Origin of the sequence: Amycolatopsis sp. NPDC051045 (genome assembly GCF_040682955.1) — a bacterium.
Taxonomy (GTDB): Bacteria; Actinomycetota; Actinomycetes; order Mycobacteriales; family Pseudonocardiaceae; genus Amycolatopsis.
The window spans coordinates 196,059-216,186 of record NZ_JBFBCC010000011.1 but is presented as its reverse complement, the minus strand read 5'-3'; the positions used below and the strand labels follow the sequence as shown (position 1 = coordinate 216,186).

1 protein-coding gene is annotated in these 20,128 nt (G+C 75.1%); it reads right to left on the bottom strand.

Annotated features, from left to right (window positions below; all coding sequences use genetic code 11):
• Positions 1 to 80 precede the first annotated feature (80 nt).
• Positions 81 to 20,126, bottom strand: coding sequence for a type I polyketide synthase (locus AB0M80_RS25780; RefSeq protein ID WP_364569840.1), 20,046 nt, complete (start codon positions 20,124 to 20,126; stop codon positions 81 to 83).
• Positions 20,127 to 20,128 lie beyond the last annotated feature (2 nt).

The window sequence follows — 20,128 nt, the reverse complement described above, 5'->3', positions numbered from 1 at the left end:
AAACCCCCAGACTTGACCCGCCCCCGGACGCGACGAAGGCGGCACCTTCCCGGGAAGGTGCCGCCTCCGGTCGCCGGGGATCAGTCCTCGTCGCCACCGAGGACGAAGCGGACCAGGTCGTCGGCGTCCATGTCGCCCACGTCGCCGTCGGAGTCCTCGGGGGCGTCCTCCTCCGGCCGGTCGGCCCGGTCGGCCGCCTCGGCCAGCAGGTCCATCAGGCCCAGCGAGCGCAGCTGGTCGAACGAGACCGAAGCCAGGAACTTCCGGACGTGGGCCTCCTCCGCCGACGCCGGCACCTCGGCCTCATCACCGAACAGCTCCCGGTGCAGGTGGGCCGCCACCGCCTGGGACGTCGGGTGGTCGAACACCAGCGTCGACGGCAGCCGCAGGCCGGTGCGCTCGCCCAGGACGTTGCGCACCTCCACCGCCGCCAGGGAGTCCACGCCCATGTCGCGGAACGCCTGGGCCGGCTCGATGTCGCCCGGCTCGCCGTAACCCAGCAGCTCCGCCGCCACCGTGCGGACCAGCTGCAGCAGCGCGTCGCGCCGCTCCGCCGGCTCCAGCCCGGCCAGCTCCTCGTGCAGCGTCGCCTCGGCCACCACCGCGTCGCGCTCCGAGCCCGCCGCCGAAAGGGCCTGACGGACCTCCGGCAGCTCGCTCAGCAGGGCGCTCTCGCGCGGCAGCGTGAACGTCTGCGCGAAACGGTTCCAGTCGAAGTCCGCCGCCAGCACCGAGCCGCGGACGCCGAGCGCGCGGCCGAACGCGACCATCGCCTCTCCCGGCACCAGCGGCACCAGGCCGTGGCGTTGCATGTGCTCGAGCATGTCGCCCTGCAACGCCATGCCGGCTTCGCCCCACACGCCCCAGCCGATCGAGACGCCGGGCAGGCCGCGGCGTTCGCGGTCCTCGGCCAGGGCGTTGAGGTAGGCGTTCGCCGCCGCGTACGCGCCGAGCTTGCCGCTGCCGAGCATGCCGGACACCGACGAGTACAGCACGAAGAAGTCCAGCTCACGGTCGCCGACGAGCTCGTCGAGGTGCCGGGCGCCGGCCACTTTGGCCTTCAGGACGCCTTCGACCTCGTCCAGGTTCAGCGCCACGACGTCGGCGCCGTCCTGGGCCACCCCCGCGGCGTGGACGACGCCGCGCAGCGGGTTCTCCTCGGGGATGGCCGCCAGCACCGCGGCCAGCTGGTCGCGGTCGGAGACATCGCACGCCACGACCGACACCTCGGCGCCGCGTCCGGTCAGCTCCTCGACCAGCTCGGTCGCCCCCGGCGCGTCGGGACCGCGGCGGCTGGTCAGCACGAGCCGCCGGACACCGGCGTCGGCGAGCCAGCGGGCCGTCTCGACGCCGAGCGCGCCCGTGCCGCCGGTGATCAGCACCGTGCCGGGTCCGGCCAGCGCCGGGGTGACCGTGGGGGTCTCGGCCGCCGTGGTGCGCCGCAGCCGGCGGCCCAGCAAGCGGCCGTCGCGCAGCGCGACCTGGTCTTCGCCGTCGAGGCCGCGCAGTACGTGCGGCAGGTGCCGCAGGGCGGTCTCGCCGGGGTCGGCGGGCAGGTCGACCAGCCCACCCCAGGCCGCCGCGCGTTCCAGGGCGACGGTGCGGCCGAAGCCCCAGACCGCGGCCTGGCCGACGGTGTCCGCGGCCGCGGGCCGGTCCTCGACCGCGAGCGCTTCGCGGGTCAGGCACCACAGCTTGGCTTCGACTCCGGCCCGGGCCAGCGCCTGGACCAGCACCGCGGTGAGCACGACCCCAGGGGGCGCGGTCGGTGCCGCGTCGATCGGCCGCGTGCCGAGCGCGAGCAGCGAGACGACGCCGTCGAACGGCCCCGGCAGCTCCCCGATCCGGGCGGCGAGGGCGGCCGGGTCGGGGTCGGCCACCGTGAGGACGGTGACGTCGCCGGGCAGCGCACCGAGTACCCGGGCGCTCCAGCCGTCGCCGGCTTCGGGCACGACGGCCAGCCAGCGGCCCGGCTCGACACTGCCCGCCGGCGGCTTCAGCGGGGTCCAGTCGATGCGGTACCACCAGCGGTCGACGGCGGCTTCGGTGCGCAGTTTCTCCCGCCACGACGTCAGCGCGGGCAGCACCGCGTCCAGCGCGGTCCGGTCGACGTCGAGCGCCGAGGCCAGTACTTCGCCGTCGGTCGCCGCGACCATGCCCCACAGCCGGGCGTCGGCCGCGCTCTCGCCCGCTTCGACCGCGGTGGGCGGTGCTGGTTCCGGCCAGTAGTTCTTGCGCTGGAAGGCGTACGTCGGCAGCGGCACCCGCGCGGTGACGCCGGCGCGCTCGTAGAAGGCGCTCCAGTCGATCGTGACGCCTTGGGCGTGTGCCCCGGCGACCGCGGTCACCATCCGGCGCCAGTCACCCTCGCCGGTGTGCAGGGTTTCCTGGAACACCAGCGGTTCCCCGGTGCGGTCCATGGTCTGTTCGAGGGCCATCTTCAGCACCGGGTTCGGGCTGGGCTCGATGAACGCGCTCGCGCCGCCGGCCACCATCGCGTCGGCCGCTTCGCCGAACAGCACGGTCTGGCGCAGGTTCCGGTACCAGTACCGGGCGTCCAGCTCCGCGGTGTCGAGCAGCCCGCCGGTCACCGACGAGTAGAACGGCACGCTCGAGCTGCGCGGGGTCACCGGCGCGAGGAGCTCCAGCAGGTCGTCCTCCAGCAGTTCGACCTGCGGCGAGTGCGCGGCGAAGTTCACCCCGGCCAGGCGCCAGCGCATCATGCCGGCGGCCGAAAGGCGCTTCTCCAGCTTCGCCATCGCGGTTTCGTCAGCGGAGACGGTGACCAGCTTGGGCCCGTTGATCGCGGCGATCGAGACGTCGTCGCCCGCGAGCGCGCGGACTTCGCCGGCCGGGGCCACCACCGACAGCATGACGCCGGTGCGGGCCAGCTTCTGCCGGATCAGGCGGCTGCGCAGGACGACCACGCGCGCACCGTCCTGAAGGGACAGTCCACCCGCGACGCAGGCGGCGGCGATCTCCCCTTGCGAGTGCCCGGCGACCGCGGCGGGTTCGACGCCGAATTCGCGCCACAGCGCCGCCAGCGACACCATCACCGCCCACAGCGCCGGCTGGACGATGTCGACCTCTTCGAGGGCTTCGGCGTCGTCGAGGACGTCGAGCAGGGACCAGTCGGCGAACTCCGCCAGCGCGGCCGCGCACTCGGCCATCGTCGCGGCGAACACCGGCGACGCGGCCAGGAGGTCCTTGGCCATGCCGGCCCACTGGGACCCCTGGCCCGGGAAGACGAACGCCGGGGTGCGCGTGCCGAACGTCCGCCCGGTGACGACGTCCGGTGCGGCCTCGCCCGCCGCCACCGCCGTGAGCGCGGCGGTGAGCCCGGCCCGGTCCTCGCCGACGAGGACGGCCCGGTGTGCGAACACCGTCCGGCCGGACAGGGCCCGGCCGACTGCGGAGACGTCCTGGTCGGTCAAGTGCGCCAGCAAGCGCCCGGCCTGACCGCGCAGGGCGCCGGCCGTCCGGCCGGAGAGCACCCACGGCACGATCGACGGCGGCCGCCCCGGTTCCGGCGCGGGCACCGGCGCCGGGCCGGCTTCGAGGACGGCGTGCGCGTTGGTGCCGCTGATGCCGAAGGACGACACCGCCGCGCGGCGCACGCGCCCGGTCTCCGGCCACGGCCGGGCCTGCGCGAGCACCTCGACGCCGCTGTCGTCCCAGTCCACGTGGGACGACCGGGTGCCGGCGTGCAGCGACCGCGGGAGGACGCCGTGCCGCATCGCGAGAACCATCTTGATGATCCCGGCGACGCCCGCCGCGGCCTGGGTGTGCCCGATGTTGGACTTGACCGAGCCGATCGGGAGCGGGTTTTCCCGGTCCCGGCCGTAGGTGGCGATGAGGGCCTGCGCCTCGATCGGGTCGCCCAGCGCCGTGCCCGTGCCGTGCGCCTCGACCGCGTCGATGTCCTTGGTGGACAGCCCCGCGGCGGCAAGGGCCTGGCGGATCACGCGTTGCTGCGACGGGCCGTTCGGGGCGGTCAGGCCGTTGGAAGCGCCGTCGGAGTTGACGGCGGAGCCGCGGACCACCGCGAGGATCTCGTGGCCGTTGCGGATCGCGTCGGACTGCCGCTCCAGCACCAGCATGCCGGCGCCTTCGGCGAAGCCCAGGCCGTCGGCGTCGTCGGAAAACGCCTTGCAGCGCCCGTCCGTGGCGAGCCCGCGCTGGCGGCTGAACCCGACGAACGTGCCGGGGGTGGCCATCACGGTCACCCCGCCGGCCAGGGCCAGCTCGCATTCGCCGCTGCGCAGGGCCTGCGCGGCCAGGTGCAGGGTGACCAGCGACGACGAGCACGCCGTGTCGACGGTCAGCGCCGGACCTTCGAAGCCGAAGGTGTAGGCGACGCGGCCCGAGGCGACGCTCGGCGAGCTGCCGTTGCTCTGGTAGCCGTCGGTGTCGGCGAGGTGGTTGAGGGTGAGGCCGTAGTCGTTGTACATCACGCCGACGAACACGCCGGTGCGGCTGCCGCGCAGGCCGGCCGGGTCGATCCCGGCGCGTTCGACGGCTTCCCAGCCGGTTTCCAGGAGCAGGCGCTGCTGGGCGTCGGTGGCGAGGGCTTCGCGCGGGTTCATGCCGAAGAACTCGGGGTCGAATTCGCCGGCGTCGTGCAGGAAGCCGCCTTCGCGGGTGTACGTCGTGCCCGGGTGGTCCGGGTCCGGGTGGTAGAGCGAGGCGATGTCCCAGCCGCGGTTGGCCGGGAACGCGGTGATGGCGTCGCGTTCCTCGGTGAGCAGCTGCCACAGGTCTTCGGGCGAGGAGACGCCGCCCGGGAACCGGCAGCTCATCCCGACGATGACGATGGGATCACCGGCGACCGCGGCGGGCGTCGGCGTTTCGTCGGCGACAGCGCCGGACCCGAGCAGGGCGTCCAGGAGGTGCTCGCCCAGCGCGGCGACGGTCGGGTAGTCGAAGACGGCGGTGGCGCCGAGCCGGACGCCGGTCGCGCCGTCGAGCCGGTTGCGCAGTTCGAGGGCCGTCAGGGAGTCGAAGCCGAGCTGCTGGAAGGTCTGGCCGGCGTCGACGCCGGCGCCGTCGGCGTGCCCGAGTACCTGCGCGACCTGGGTGATCACCAGGTCACGGACGGCCCGGGTGCGCCCGGCGGCGTCGAGCGCGCCGAGCCGCTGGACGAGCCCGACGGCCGCGTCGGCGCCCGCCACGGACCGCTTGAGCGGGACGCGGATGAGGCCGCGCAACACCGGCGGGACGGCACCCATGGCCCGCAGCACCGGCAGGTCGAGCCGGACCGGTGCGACGTCCGGGACCTCCGCGGCGAGGGCGGCGTCGAACAGCGCGGTGCCGAGCTCGGCGGGGATGGCGGGGGTGCCGGCGCGGGCCATGCGCGCGAGGTCGGCTTCGGTCAGGGCGCTGGTCATGCCGGAGCCGGTCGCCCACGGACCCCAGGCCAGCGAGGTGGCGGGCAGGCCGTTGGCTTGGCGAAGCCTCGCCAGTGCGTCGAGGAAGGCGTTGGCGGCCGCGTAGTTGGCCTGGCCGGCGGTGCCGACGGTGCCGGCGACCGAGGAGAAGACGACGAACGACCGCAGGTCGTGGGTCAGTTCGTGGAGGTTCCAGGCGCCGGTGACCTTCGGCGTGAGGACGCGTTCGAGGCTGTCCGGGGTCTGGGAGCCGAGAACGCCGTCGTCGAGGACGCCCGCGCTGTGCACGACGGCGGTCAAGGGGCGCTCGAGTCCGTCGAGAAGGGCCTTGAGGGCGGCCCGGTCGGCGACGTCGCAGGCGGCGGCGGTGGCTTCGGTGCCGTGCGCGGCGAGTTCGGCGACGAGGGTGGCGACCTCGGCGGGGTCTCCCCCGCTGCGGCTGACCAGCAGGAGGCGCCGCATCCCGTGCTCGGCGGCGAGGTGGCGGGCGAAGACCGCGCCGAGGCCGCCGGTGCCGCCGGTGATGAGGACGGTGCCGTCGGGGTCGCCGAAGGTCGCTCGTCCCTGGACCACGACCCGGGCGAGGCGGCCGCCGTGCACGCGCCCGTTCTTGACGGCGACTTGCGGTTCGTCGGCGGCGAGGGCGGCTCCTAGCTGGGTGCCGGTGTCGTCGAGGTCGACGAGCGTGATCCGGCCGGGGTGTTCGGCTTGGGCGGAGCGGATCAGGCCCCACACCGCAGCGGCGACCGGGTTGCCTTCGGTGGCGCCGCGGGTGAGGACGGCCAGGCGGGTCTCGCGGAGACGGTCCTCGGCGAGCCAGCGCTGGAGCAGGTCCAGGACGCGGGTGGTGACGTCGAGGGCGGCGGCCGCGGGGTCGTCGCCGGGCGGGTCGAGGAGGGGAAGGACGACGAGGCCGGGTGCGGCGACGGCGGCGGCTTCGAGATCGGTGAAGGTTGCGGCGTTGGGGAGCAGTTCACTCGATCCAAGGACTCCGACGTCAGTGAGCTCCTCCGCCTCCACAACCAGCGGGGTCCACGTGAGCCGGTACAGGTTCTCCTGGCCCACCGCGCCCGGCCCGACCTCCGTCGGCTGCCGCAACCTCAGTGTCGCCACCTCGGCCACCAGCGCACCCGACGAGTCCGCGATCGCCAGGGAAACCCCCGCTCCGGCCCGGGAAATCCGGACCCGGACGGAAGCCGCGCCGGTGGCGTGCAACTGCACGCCCTCCCACGCGAACGGCAGTCCCGCCTCGCCGCCGAGCAGGCCGATCGCGTGCAGGCACGCGTCGAACAGTGCCGGGTGCAGGCCGAACGCGCCCGCCTCCCCCGCGTCGCCGGTGGGCAGGACCACCTCGGCGAACACCTCGTCGCCCGACTGCCACGCCGCCGTCAAGCCGCGGAACGTGCCGTCGTAGGACAGCCCCGCGCCGGCCAGGCGCTCGTAGTGTCCCGCCAGCTCTACCGGCGCCGCGGCGGGCGGCCAGGGGAAACCGGACACCGGGGTCCGCTGCGGACCGAGCACCCCGGTCGCGTGCCGGACCCACGTGAGGTCGTCGCCGTCCTCGGGACGCGAGTGGACCGTCAACGTCCGGCGCCCGTCCTCGCGCGGCGCGGATACCCGCAGCTGCAGCTGGACCCCACCCCGTTCGGGCAGCACCAGCGGCGCCTCCAAGGTCAGCTCGTCCAGGCACGGCGTCCCGGCTTCGTCCCCGGCCCGCAGCGCCAGCTCCGCGAACACCGTCCCGGGCAGCACCACCGCGCCCCCGACGACGTGGCCGCGCAGCCACGGATGCCCCGCCACCGAAAGGCGGCTGGTCAGCAGCACCTCACCCGACCCGGCCGGGCGCACCACGGCCCCGACCATCGGGTGCCCGCCGACCCCCAGGCCCGCGGCTGTCGCGTCGCCGCGCGGGGTCGCGCCGCCCCGGGGCCAGAACCGCTCGCGCTGGAACGCGTACGTCGGCAGGCCGGTCCGCCGCCCGCCCGGCAGCACGGCGGGCCAGTCGACCCGGGCACCCACCACGTGCAGGCCGGCGAGCCCGGTCAACGCGGCCCGTGGCTCGGGAGTTTCCTTGCGCAGCAGCGGAACCGTGATCGCGTCGGCGAGGGTTCCGGCCGTCATGGCGGAGAGGACCCCGTCCGGGCCGAACTCGGCGAACACGCGCACACCGTGCTCCTGCAACGTCGTCACGCCGTCGGCGAAGCGGACCGTCCGGCGGACGTTGTCCACCCAGTGCTCGGCGGAGAAGTCCGTGACGAGCGTCCCGGTCACGGTCGAAACCACCGGGATCCGCGGCGGCGAGTACGTCAGTCCTTCGGCGATCGCACGGAACTGCGCGAGCATCGGGTCCATCAACGGCGAGTGGAACGCGTGCGACACGGTCAGCCGCTTGGTCTTCTCGAACCGGGAAGCGACCGCGAGCACGGCCTCTTCGGCCCCGGCGAGCACCACGGCGTCCGGGCCGTTGACCGCCGCGATGGCGACGTCGTCGCCCAGCAGCGGCCGGACCTCCTCCTCGGTGGCCCGCACGGACACCATCGCGCCCCCGGCCGGCAGCGCACCCATCAGCTCGGCGCGCGCCCGCACCAGCGTGCCCGCGTCCGCCAGGGACAGGACCCCGGCGACGTGCGCGGCCGCGATCTCCCCGACCGAGTGCCCGAGCAGGTAGTCCGGCCGCACGCCCCACGACTCGAAGAGCCGGTACAGCGCGACTTCCAGCGCGAACAGCGCGGGTTGCGCCGCGGCCGTGCCGGCGAGCCGGCGGGCGTTCTCGCCCCACACGATGCCCGCCCACTCGCCGGGCAGCTGCTCGGCGACGGCGTCCCAGGCCTGCGCGAAGACGGGGTACCGCGCGTAGAGCCGGCGGCCCATGCCCAGCCGCTGGGCGCCTTGACCGGCGAACAGCGCAGCGAGCTTCGCCGATTCGGCGATCCGCCCGGTGACGACGGCCGGGTGCGGTTCGCCGGCGGCGAGGGCGTGCAGGGCCGCCGACAGCTCGGCGCGGTGCTCCGACAAGACCACGGCGCGGTGGTCGAACGCGGTCCGGCCGGTGGCGAGGGTGTACCCCGCATCGACGCGGTTGACGTCGTACCCGGCCAGCCGCGCGGCCTGCTCGCGCAGGGCCGGTTCCGTCGTGGCCGACAGCGGCCACGGGACGACCCCGGCGTCCGGCGGCGCTTCCGCGAGCACCGGCTCCGGGGCCTGTTCGATGATCGTGTGGGCGTTGGTGCCGCTGATGCCGAACGACGACACCGCGGCGCGGCGCACGCGGCCGGTCTCCGGCCACGGCCGGTTCTCGGTGACGACCTCGACGTCCCCGGCCGCCCAGTCGACGTGCGAAGACACCGCACCGGCGTGCAGCGACCGCGGGACGACACCGTGCTGCAACGCGGTGACCACCTTGATCACCCCGGCGACGCCGGCGGCGGCCTGGGTGTGCCCGATGTTCGACTTCACCGAACCCAGCAGCAGCGGCGTCTCGCGCTCTTGGCCGTAGGTCGCCAGCAGCGCCTGCGCCTCGATCGGGTCACCGAGCGTCGTTCCGGTGCCGTGCCCTTCGACGACGTCGACGTCCGAAGTGGACAGGCCGGCGACCGAGAGGGCCTGCCGGATGACGCGTTGCTGCGACGGGCCGTTCGGCGCGGTCAAGCCATTGGACGCGCCGTCGGAGTTGACCGCTGAGCCGCGGACGACGGCCAGGATCGGGTGCCCGTTGCGCTTGGCGTCGGAAACCCGCTCCAGCAGGAGCATTCCGGCGCCCTCGGACCAGCCGACGCCGTCCGCGTCGTCCGAAAAGGACTTGCAGCGGCCGTCGGCGGAAAGCCCGCGCTGGCGCGAGAACCCGACGAACGTGCCCGGCGTCGACATCACCGTGACGCCACCGGCCAGCGCCAGGGAACACTCCCCCGAGCGCAGCGCCTGGGCCGCCCAGTGCAACGCCACCAGCGACGACGAGCACGCCGTGTCCACCGTGACCGCCGGGCCCTCCAGTCCGAGCACATACGCGACGCGCCCGGAAGCGACGCTGCCCGCGCTGCCGTTGCCCTGGTAGGCCTCCAGGTCCGCGCCCGCGACGAGGCTGTTGTAGTCGTTGTACATCACGCCGGCGAACACGCCGGTCCGGCTGCCGCGCAGGCTGCGCGGGTCGATCCCGGCCCGCTCGAACGCCTCCCACGAGACCTCCAGCAGCAGCCGCTGCTGGGTGTCGGTGGCGACGGCCTCACGCGGGCTCATCCCGAAGAACGCGGCGTCGAACTCGGCGGCGTCGTGCAGGAAGCCGCCGTGGCGGGTGTAGGAGGTGCCCGGGTGATCCGGGTCGGGGTCGTAGAGCGCGTCGACGTCCCAGCCGCGGTCGGCCGGGAACTCGGTGATCGCGTCGGTGCCGCCGGTGACCAGCGACCACAGCTGTTCGGGCGTGGTGACGCCGCCCGGGTAGCGGCAGCTCATCGCGACGATGGCGATCGGCTCGTCGGCCACCGCGGCCGTCACCGGCGCGACGTCGACGCGGTCGCCGTCGCCGTCGCCCAGCTGCTCGGCCAGGTGCCGGGCCAGCGCGGTCACGGTCGGGTAGTCGAAGACCGTCGTGGCCGGCAGCGCGACCCCGGAGGCGGCGGTCAGCTTGTTGCGCAGGTCGACCGCGGTGAGCGAGTCGAACCCCAGCTCCTGGAACGTCTTCGTGGCCGGGACGGCCGTGGCGTCGGCGTGCCCGAGCACCAGCGCGACCTGTTCGCGCACCAGTGTCAGCACCGCTTCGGCCCGCTCTTCCGGCGTCAAACCGGCGAGGCGGCGGACCAGCCCGGCGGAACCACGGCCGGCCTGCTTGCGGCCGGTCACGCGCACGAGACCGCGCAGCAGCGGCGGGATCTCCGGCTGCGTGCGGAGCACCGGGAGGTCGAGGCGGACCGGCAGCAGCACCGGGCGGTCGGTGGTGAGCGCCCGGTCGAACAGCCGGATGCTCTGCTCCGGCTGCAGCACGGGCATGCCGAGCCGGGCCATCCGTGCGAAGTCGGCTTCACTGAGCGTCCGGGTCATGCCGGTGGCCGCGGCCCACGGGCCCCAGCCCAGCGACTGCGCCGGAAGACCGCCAGCCGCGCGGTGGAGGGCGAGCGCGTCGAGGAACGCGTTGGCGGCGGCGTAGTTCGCCTGGCCGGCACCGCCGAAGGTACCGGCGACCGACGAGAACGAGACGAACGCCGCCAGGTCGAGGTCGCGGGTCAGCTCGTGGAGGTTCCAGGCTGCGTCGACCTTCGGGCGCAGCACGGCCGCCAGCCGCTGCGGGGTCAGCGAGCCGAGGACGCCGTCGTCGAGCACCCCGGCGGTCTGCACGATCGCCGTCAGCGGGTGCTCGGGCGGGACGTCGTCGAGCAGGGCCCGCAGCGCGTCGCGGTCGGCGATGTCGCAGGCCCGGACGTCGACGTGGGCCCCGGCCGCGGTGAGGTCGGCGGCCAGTGCGGCCGCGCCGTCGGCGGCCGGGCCGCGGCGGCTGACCAGCAGCAGGCGCCGGGCGCCGTGCTCGGTGACCAGGTGCCGGGCCAGCAGCCCGCCGAGCCCGCCGGTGCCGCCGGTGATCAGCACGGTCCCGTCCGGGTTCCAGCCGGGGCTTTCCGCGCCCGGCGCGTCGGCGCGGGCGAGCCGGGCGGCCCGCGGTTCCCCGCCGACCAGCGTGAGCTGCGGTTCCCCGGCACCGAGCACGGCCGGCAGCGCGGCCAGGGACGCCTCGGTGCCGTCGAGGTCGACGAGCGCGATGCGGCCCGGGTGCTCGACCTGGGCGGTGCGGACCAGGCCCCAGACGGCGGCCGCGGGCAGGTCGGCGCCGGTCGTCGCGCCGCGGGTGACGAGCACGAGCCGGGCGGCGGCGAACCGCTCGTCGGCCAGCCAGTCCTGCAGCAAGCCCAGCACGTGCGTGGTCAGCTCGTGCGTCTCCTGGACGACGTCGGCGTTCTCGTCGGCGGCGATCGGCCACAGGACGACGCCCTCGTCGGGTTCCAGGGGGCCGGGAAGCCGGGCGGCGGCCGGGAACACACCGGCCACGCCGAACGGGTCGACGCCGACCACCGCGACCGCGCCGGTTTCGGGCGCCCCGACGGCGATCGGCGTCCAGTCGAGCTGGAACAGCGAGTCGCGGTCGACGGCGAGGGCCGCGGACTGGGGCCGCAGCGTCAGGCTGCGCACCGTCGCGACCGGCTCGCCGTCGAGATCGGCCAGGTGCAGGGACACCGCGTCGTCCCCGGCGGGCGACACGCGCACCAGCACCGCGGTCGCGCCCGAAGCGTGCACACTGACGCCCTCCCACGAGAACGGCAGGGCGCCCGGCCGCACGGCGGAGCTGAACGACGCCGCGTGCAAGCACGCGTCCAGCAGCGCCGGGTGCAGGCCGAACGTCTCGGCGGGTTCGTCCTCGGGCAGCTCGACTTCGGCGTAGACGTCTTCGCCGTGGCGCCAGGCCGCGGTCAGGCCGCGGAAGGCCGGGCCGTACTCGAAACCCTGGTCGGCGAAGCGGTCGTAAAGACCGTCGACGTCGATCTCGGTGGCCTCCGCCGGCCGGGTCACGGGGGCAGCGGGGTCGCCGGTGGGGTGCAGCGTGCCGCCGGCGTGCCGGAGCCACAGCTCGTCGGGGCTGTCCTCGCGGCGCGAGTAGATCGCGACCGCTCGTGCGCCGTCCTCGTCCGGGGCGCCGACAGCGACCTGGACGTGCGTGCCGGTTTCCTCGGCCAGCACCAGCGGTGCTTCGAGGGTCAGCTCGCCGACGGCCGGGCAGCCCGCCTGCTCGCCGGCCGCCGCCGCGAGTTCCAGCAGCCCGGTGCCGGGCAGCAGCACCGCACCGGCGATCCGGTGCCCGGCCAGCCACGGGTGCGTGGCCGGGGAAAGGCGTGCGGTGTAGAGGAAGCCGCCGGACTCGGGCAGCTCGATGCCCCCGCCGATCAGCGGGTGGGCGACGGCGTCGAGGCCGGTGCCGCCGGTCAGCAGCGCCACGCGCGGCCAGAACCGCTCGTGCTGGAACGGGTACGTCGGCAGCGCGACCGGACGACCAGCGTCCAGATAGGACTCCCAGGCGACGTCGACGCCGTGCAGGTGCAGCGCGGTGAGGGCGTCGACGACCGAGTCGCCCTCGTCGCGGTCGCGGCGCAGGCACGCCACGGCGACCGCCTCCGGCGGCAGGGTTTCCGCGGCCAGCGCGCTGAGCACCCCAGCCGGGCCGAGCTCCAGGAACGCCGTGACGCCGTCGGCGAGCAGGGTCGCGATCCCGTCGGCGAACCGGACGGCGGCGCGGACGTGCCGGACCCAGTAGTCCGCCGTGGCCAGTTCTTCGCCCGCGACCGCGCCGGTCAGGTCCGACACCACCGGCAGGTCCGCGGGGGCGTACTCGATCGTCTCCGCGACCGCGCGGAAGTCGTCGAGCATCGGGTCCATCAGCGGCGAGTGGAAGGCGTGGCTGACGTCGAGGCGACGGGTGCGGTACCCGTCCGCGGCGAACGCGGCGGCGATCCGCGTGACGGCGTCTTCGTCGCCCGAGACGACCACCGACCCTGGCCCGTTGACCGCGGCGATGGACACGGTGCCGTCGAGCGCCTCCGCGACCGCGGCTTCCGGCGCGTTGATCGCGACCATCGCGCCGGTGGCCGGCAAGGCGGCCATCAGCCGGCCGCGGGCGGCGACCAGGCGGCAGGCGTCTTCGAGGGAGAAGACCCCGGCGACGTGCGCCGCGGCCAGCTCGCCGATCGAGTGCCCGAGCAGCAGGTCCGGCGTGACGCCCCAGGAGCGCACGAGCCGGAAGAGCGCGACTTCGATCGCGAACAGGGCGGGCTGGGCGACGTCGGTCGGCTCCAGTGACGCTTCGGGGTCGAACATCCGCGCACGCAGGGCCGGATCGAAGTGCGCACAGACCTCGTCGAGCGCGGTGGCGAACACCGGGAACCGCTCGTACAGCGCGCGCCCGGCCCCGGCGCGCTGGGCGCCCTGGCCGGTGAACAGGAACGCCGTGCGTGCGCCGGAGATCGCCTCGCCGACCGCCAGACCCGGTGCTTCGGTGCCCGCCGCGAGGGCAGCGAGCGCGGCCAGGGGGTCACCGGTCAGCACCGCGCGGTGCTCGAACGTGGTGCGGGTCGTGGCCAGCGACCACGCGACATCGCCGGGTTCCTGACCGACCACTGTGGACAGCAGCCGGGTCGCCTGCGCGCGCAGGGCTTCCGGCGTGCGGGCGGACAACAACCACGGTGCGGGCCGCTCGGCGGGCGCGGGCTCGGACTCGGCGGCCGGGGGCTGCTCCAGCACGACGTGGGCGTTGGTGCCGCTGATGCCGAACGACGACACCGCCGCCCGGCGCGGGCGCCCGGTCTCCGGCCAGGGCCGGGTCGCGGTGACCAGCTCGATGTCGCCGGCCGTCCAGTCCACGTGGGACGACGGCGCGTCGACGTGCAGGGTCTTCGGCACGACGCCGGAGCGCAGCGCGTACACGGACTTGATCACGCCGGCCACGCCCGCGGCCGCCTGGGTGTGACCGAGGTTCGACTTGACCGAGCCGAGCAGCAGCGGCCGGAACTCGTCGCGGTCCTGGCCGTAGGTCGCCAGCAGCGCCTGGGCTTCGATCGGGTCGCCGAGCGTGGTGCCGGTGCCGTGCCCCTCGACGACGTCGACGTCCGAGGTGGACAGACCGGCGGCGCTGAGCGCCTGGCGGATGACCCGCTGCTGCGACGGGCCGTTCGGCGCGGTCAGGCCGTTGGACGCGCCGTCGGAGTTGACCGCGCTGCCGCGGACCACGGCGAGCACGGGGTGACCGTTGCGCTTCGCGTCCGACAGCCGTTCCAGGACGAGGACACCGACGCCTTCGGACCAGCCGACGCCGTCGGCGGCGTCGGCGTAGGACTTGCAGCGGCCGTCGGCGGCGAGGCCGCGCTGGCGGCTGAAGTCGATGAACGTGCCCGGTGTCGCCATCACGGTGACGCCGCCGGCCAGGGCGAGCTCGCACTCGCCGCGTTGCAGGGCGGTCGCGGCCATGTGCAGCGCGACCAGCGAGGACGAGCACGCCGTGTCGACGGTGACCGACGGCCCTTCCAGACCGAAGACGTACGACAGGCGCCCGGACAGCACGCTGCCCGCGTTGCCGGTGCCGAGGTAGCCGAGCGAGTCGGCCGGGAACTCGACGTTCGCGCCGAGGTAGTCGTGGTACATGATGCCCGCGTAGACGCCGGTGCGGCTGCCGCGCAGGGTTTCCGGCCGGATCCCGGCGCGCTCCAGGGCTTCCCACGACGTCTCGAGCAGCTGACGCTGCTGCGGGTCCATGGCCAGCGCCTCACGCGGGGAGATGCCGAAGAAGCCGGGGTCGAACCCGGCGACGTCGTCGAGGAAGCCGCCTTCGCGGGTGTAGCTGGTGCCCGCGTGGTCGGGGTCCGGGTGGTAGAGCGCGTCGACCGGCCAGCCGCGGTCGCCCGGGAAGCGGGAGACGCCGTCGCCGTCGCGGAGCACGAAGTCCCACAGCTCGTCGGGTGAGGTGATGCCGCCCGGGTAGCGGCAGCCCATGGACACGATGACGACCGGGTCGGCCTCGACCGGGGTCGTCCGCACCGGGGTGGGTGCGTCGGCCAGCTTGCCGACCAGTTCGTCGTGCAGGTGGCGGGCCAGGGCGAGGACGGTCGGGTAGTCGAAGACGAGCGTCGCGGGCAGCCGCAGCCCGGTCTCGGCTTGGACGGCGTTGCGCAGCTCGACCGCCGACAGCGAGTCGAAGCCGAGGTCGGCGAAGGACTGGCCGGGTTCGACCTGGCCGATCGAGCTGTAGCCGAGCAGGCCGACGACGTGCGTGCGCACGAGGTCGACGAGGGCGCGCTGCCGGTCGGCCGGAGCGAGCCCGGCGAGCCGCGCGGTGAGCCCGGAGTCGGCGCGGGACCGGCGGCGCGCGGTCCCGCGGACCAGGCGGCGCAGCAGCGGCGGCACCTCGGGCGCGGCCGAGAGCGTGTCGAGGTCGAGCCGGACGGGGGCGAGCAGGGCTTGAGCCTCCCTGTCGGCACCGAGGGCGGCGTCGAACAGGCTCAGGCCCTGGTCGAGGGTCAGGGGCGGGGTGCCGGCGCGGGTCATCCGGTCGCGGTCGGCGTCGGTGAGGGTGCCGGCCATGCCGGTTTCCCAGGCGCCCCAGGCGAGGCTCACGGCGGGAAGGCCGTGCGCGCGCCGGTGGGCGGCGAGGGCGTCGAGGAAGGCGTTGCCGGCGGCGTAGTTGCCCTGCCCGGCGGCGCCGAAGACCCCGGCGACGGAGGAGAAGAGGACGAACGTTTCGGCGTGTTCGGCGAGTTCGTGGAGGTGCCAGGCGGCGTCGACCTTCGGGCGCAGGACGGCGTCGAGCCGGTCACCGGTGAGCGCCCCGAAGGTGGCGTCGGCGAGGACGCCGGCGGTGTGCACGACAGCGGTGACGTCGTGTTCGGCGAAGACCCGGCTCAGGGCTTCGCGGTCGGTGACGTCGCAGGCGATGGCGGTGGCATCGACCCCCAGCTCGGCGATCAGCTCGGCGGCCCCCGGGGTGTCGGGGCCGCGACGGCCGAGCAGCAGCAGGCGGCGGGCGCCGTGCTCGGCGACCAGGTGGCGGGCGAGGTGCGAGCCCAGGCCGCCGAGGCCGCCGGTGATGAGGACGGTGCCGTCGAAACGGCCCTCGGCGGCGGGCGCGACGGCGGCCCGGCCGAGCCGCGGGACGTGCAGCCGTCCATCGCGGACGACGACCTTCGGCTCGTCGAGGGCGGCGGCGGCGCCGAGCAGGTCGGAGCCGTCCTCGAGGTCGACGAGCGTGATGCGGCCGGGTTGCTCGGCCTGGGCGGAGCCGAGGAGGCCCCAGATCGGGGCGGTGGTGAGGTCGGTGGAACTGGCGAGGACGACCAGGTGGGAGTCGGTGAACCGGTCGTCTTCGAGCCAGGTCTGGACGGTGTGGAGGACCTCGCGCAGTGTCTCGCGGACGGCTTCGGGGGTGTCACCGGCGGGAACGGCAGGCCGGTAGACCACGTGCGAAGGGCCTGCGGCCCCCAGGGACGCACCGAGCGCGGCCAGGTCGGCGTGCCGCGGCCCCGTGGTGGGGCCGGCTTGCCGCGCCTCGCCGGGCTCGGCCGACGGGCGGCCGGTGCAGATGATCGGCCAGTCCACCGGACCCGCCGCCGCGCTGGCCGGGACCGGGACCCAGTCCACCGTGAACAGCGACTCGTGCCGGGACTTGCGGCCCGCGCCCGTGCCCGCCGCGACCGGGCGCAGCGCCAGCGCCTCCACCGAGGCCACCGGCTCACCCGCCGCGTCCGCGACCTCGATCGCCACCGACACCGGGTCCGCCGCGTCGATCCGGACCCGCAGCGCCGAGGCTCCCGGCGCGTGCAATGTCACGCCCGACCAGGCGAACGGCAGCAGCCGGTCCGCGTCCTCGCCGCGGTCCGCCGCGCCCAGGGCGTGCAGGGCCGCGTCGAGGATGGCCGGGTGGAGGCCGTACGCGTCCGTCGCGCCCGCCTCGGCCGGGCGGGTCACCTCCGCGAACACCTCGGTGCCGCGGCGCCAGACCCGCTCCAGACCCCGGAACGCCGGGCCGTAGCCGAACCCGGCCGACGCCAGGCCGTCGTAAAAGCCGGTGAGGTCGACCTCCTCGGCGTCCGCGGGCGGCCACTCCACCGGCGCCGGGGCCGCACCACCCGGGGCGAGCACCCCGCCCGCGTGCCGCTCCCAGGCCGTGTCCTCGGGCTCGTCCTCGAGTCGCGAGTGGACGGTGAACGCCCGGCGCCCGGCGTGGTCCGGGGCCCCGACCAGCAACTGCAGCCGCACCCCGCCCTGCGACGGCAGGACCAGCGGGGCTTCCAGGGTCAGCTCCGCGACGCGCGGGGAGCCGACGCTGTCGCCCGCCCGCATCGCCAGCTCCAGGAAAGCCGTGCCGGGCAGCAGGATCGCGCCCATGATGACGTGGTCGGCCAGCCACGGCGTCGCCGCCGCGGAGAGCCGGCCGGTGAACAGGTGGCCTTCGCCGTCGGCCAGGCCGGTGGCCGCGCCCAGCAACGGGTGACCGGCCGCGGTCAGGCCGAGGCCGCCCGGGTCGGTCGCCGCCGCGCCCGGCGGGGCCGCCTCCGGCCAGTACCGCTCGTGCTGGAACGCGTACGTCGGCAGGTCGATCAGCCGCGCACCCGTGCCGGCGTAGAACCCGGCCCAATCGACCGGCACCCCCGCCATGTGCAGAGCGGCGACCGCCGAGGCGATGGACTGCTCCTCCGGCCGCCCGGACCGCAGCAGTGGCACACACTTGACGTCGTCACCCACCCCGCTCGCCATCGCGGACAGCACGCCGTCCGGGCCCAGCTCGACGAACCGGGTGACGTCCCGGTCGGCCAGCCACCGCACGCCGTCGCCGAAGCGGACGGCGTCGCGCACGTGCGACACCCAGTACGCCGGGTCCTGCAGCTCCCCCGCCGCCGCGACGCGGCCGGTGCGGTTCGACACGACCGGCATGGTCGCCTCGCCGTAGGAGATCCGGCGCGCGACCGCGGCGAACTCGCCGAGCATCGGCTCCATCAGCGACGAGTGGAAGGCGTGGCTGACCCGCAGCCGCTTGGTCCGCCGGTCCCCCAGCGACGCCGCCAGCGCATCGATCGCCGCCGAGCCGCCGGAGAAGACCACGGAATCCGGCCCGTTGACCGCGGCCAGCGAAACGTCGCTTCCGGCGATCAGCTCGAGGGCCTCGGCTTCGGGAATCCCGGCGGCGAGCATCGCGCCACCGGCCGGCAGCTCCTGCATGAGCCGGCCACGCGCGGAGACCAGCGCGCAGGCGTCTTCCAGCGAAAACACGCCGGCGACGTGCGCCGCGGCCAGCTCGCCGACGGAGTGCCCGAGCAGGTAGTCCGGCTTCAGCCCCCACGACCCGGCGAGCCGGAAGAGCGCGACCTCCAGCGCGAACAGCGCGGCCTGCGCGTGCTTCGTCTCGTCGAGACCGGTGCCCGAGCGCACGACCTCGGTGAGCTCCGGATCGAGGTGGGCGCACGCGGCGTCCCACGCCTCGGCGAACACCGGGAACGCTTCGCGCAGTTCGAGGCCCATCCCGGCGCGTTGCGCGCCCTGCCCGGTGAACAAGAACGCGACGGCGCCGGAGGTGGCGACGCCGGAAGAGCCGCTCCCGTCCGCCAGCGCGGCGAGCCCGGCCCGCAGATCGTCCACAGTGGAGCCGGTCACGACCGCGCGGTGCGGCAGCGCGGCCCGCGAAACCCCCAGCGAGTAGGCCAGATCCACCGGCGAAGGCGCGGAATCCAGGAAGGACAGCAGGCGCGCGGCCTGGCCCCGCAGCCCGGCCGCGTTCTTGCCGGACACCGGCCAGTTCAGCACCCCGGGCACCCGCGGCGACGGCTCGGCGACGGCCTCGACCGCGGGCGCCTGCTCCAGGACGACGTGCGCGTTGGTGCCGCTCAGCCCGAACGACGAAACACCCGCGCGGCGCACCCGGCCGGTCTCCGGCCACGGCCGGGTGCCGGTGACCAGCGCGAGCCCGCTGGTGTCCCAGTCGAGCGCGGACGTCGGCGCGTCGACACCCAGGGTTTCCGGCAGGACGCCGTGCTGCAGCGCGAGCACCATCTTCAGCACGCCGGCCACGCCGGCGGCGGCCTGGGTGTGGCCGAGGTTCGATTTGACCGAGCCCAGCCACAGCGGTTCGCCGTCGCGGTCGCGGCCGTAGGTGGCGGCCAGCGCGCGGGCCTCGATCGGGTCGCCGAGGGTGGTGCCGGTGCCGTGCGCTTCGACGGCGTCGACGTCGGCCGGGGTCAGCCCGGCGCCGGCGAGGGCGGCGCGGATGACGCGTTCCTGCGCCGGGCCGCTCGGGGCGGTCAGGCCGTTGGACGCGCCGTCCTGGTTGACCGCGCTGCCCCGCAGGACGGCGAGGATCCGGTGGCCGTTGCGCTCGGCGTCGGACAGCCGTTCCAGCACGAGCACGCCCGCGCCTTCACCCCAGCCGGTGCCCGCCGCGCCCTCGGCGAACGACCGGCAGCGGCCGTCCGGGGCGAGGCCGCGCTGGCGGCTGAAGGCGATGAACAACGTCGGGGTGGCCATCACGGTCGCGCCGCCGGCCAGGGCCAGCGAGCAGTCGCCGCGGCGCAGCGCGTGCGCGGCCAGGTGCATCGCGACCAGCGACGCCGAGCACGCCGTGTCGACGGTGATCGCGGGTCCCTCCAAGCCGAGCGCGTAGGCGACCCGGCCGGAAAGGACGCTGGAGGCGTTGGCCGTGGACAGGTAGTCCTCGGCGCCTTCGGCCGCGCTCGCGGCGAGGTGGATGTAGTCCTGGAAGTTCGTGCCGGTGAACACGCCGGTGGCCGAGCCGCGCAGCGACGCCGGGTCGATGCCCGCGCGCTCGACGGCCTCCCACGAGATTTCCAGCATCAGCCGCTGCTGCGGGTCCATGACCAGCGCTTCGCGCGGCGAGATCCCGAAGAACGCGGGGTCGAAGTCGCCGGCGTCGTGCAGGAAGCCACCGTGGCGCACGGAGGACGTGCCGCGGGCGGCGCCGTCCGGGTCGTGCAGCCGGTCGACGTCCCAGCCGCGGTCCCCGGGGAACTCCGTGACCGCGTCCCGCCCGGCGGACAGCATGTCCCACAACGCTTCGGGGCTCGACGCCCCGCCCGGGAAGCGGCAGCCGAGGCCGACGATCGCGATCGGCTCCTGGTCGGCCGTCTCGGCCTCCCGCAGCTTCGCGCGCGTCTCCTGCAGCTCCACGGTGACGCGCTTGAGGAAGTGCCGGAGCTTTTCTTCGTTGTCCATCA

What these genes read in the sequence shown, in the direction of transcription:
- AB0M80_RS25780 (WP_364569840.1), bottom strand. Translation starts at nt 20,126, where the DNA reads ATGGACAACGAAGAAAAGCTCCGGCACTTCCTCAAGCGCGTCACCGTG.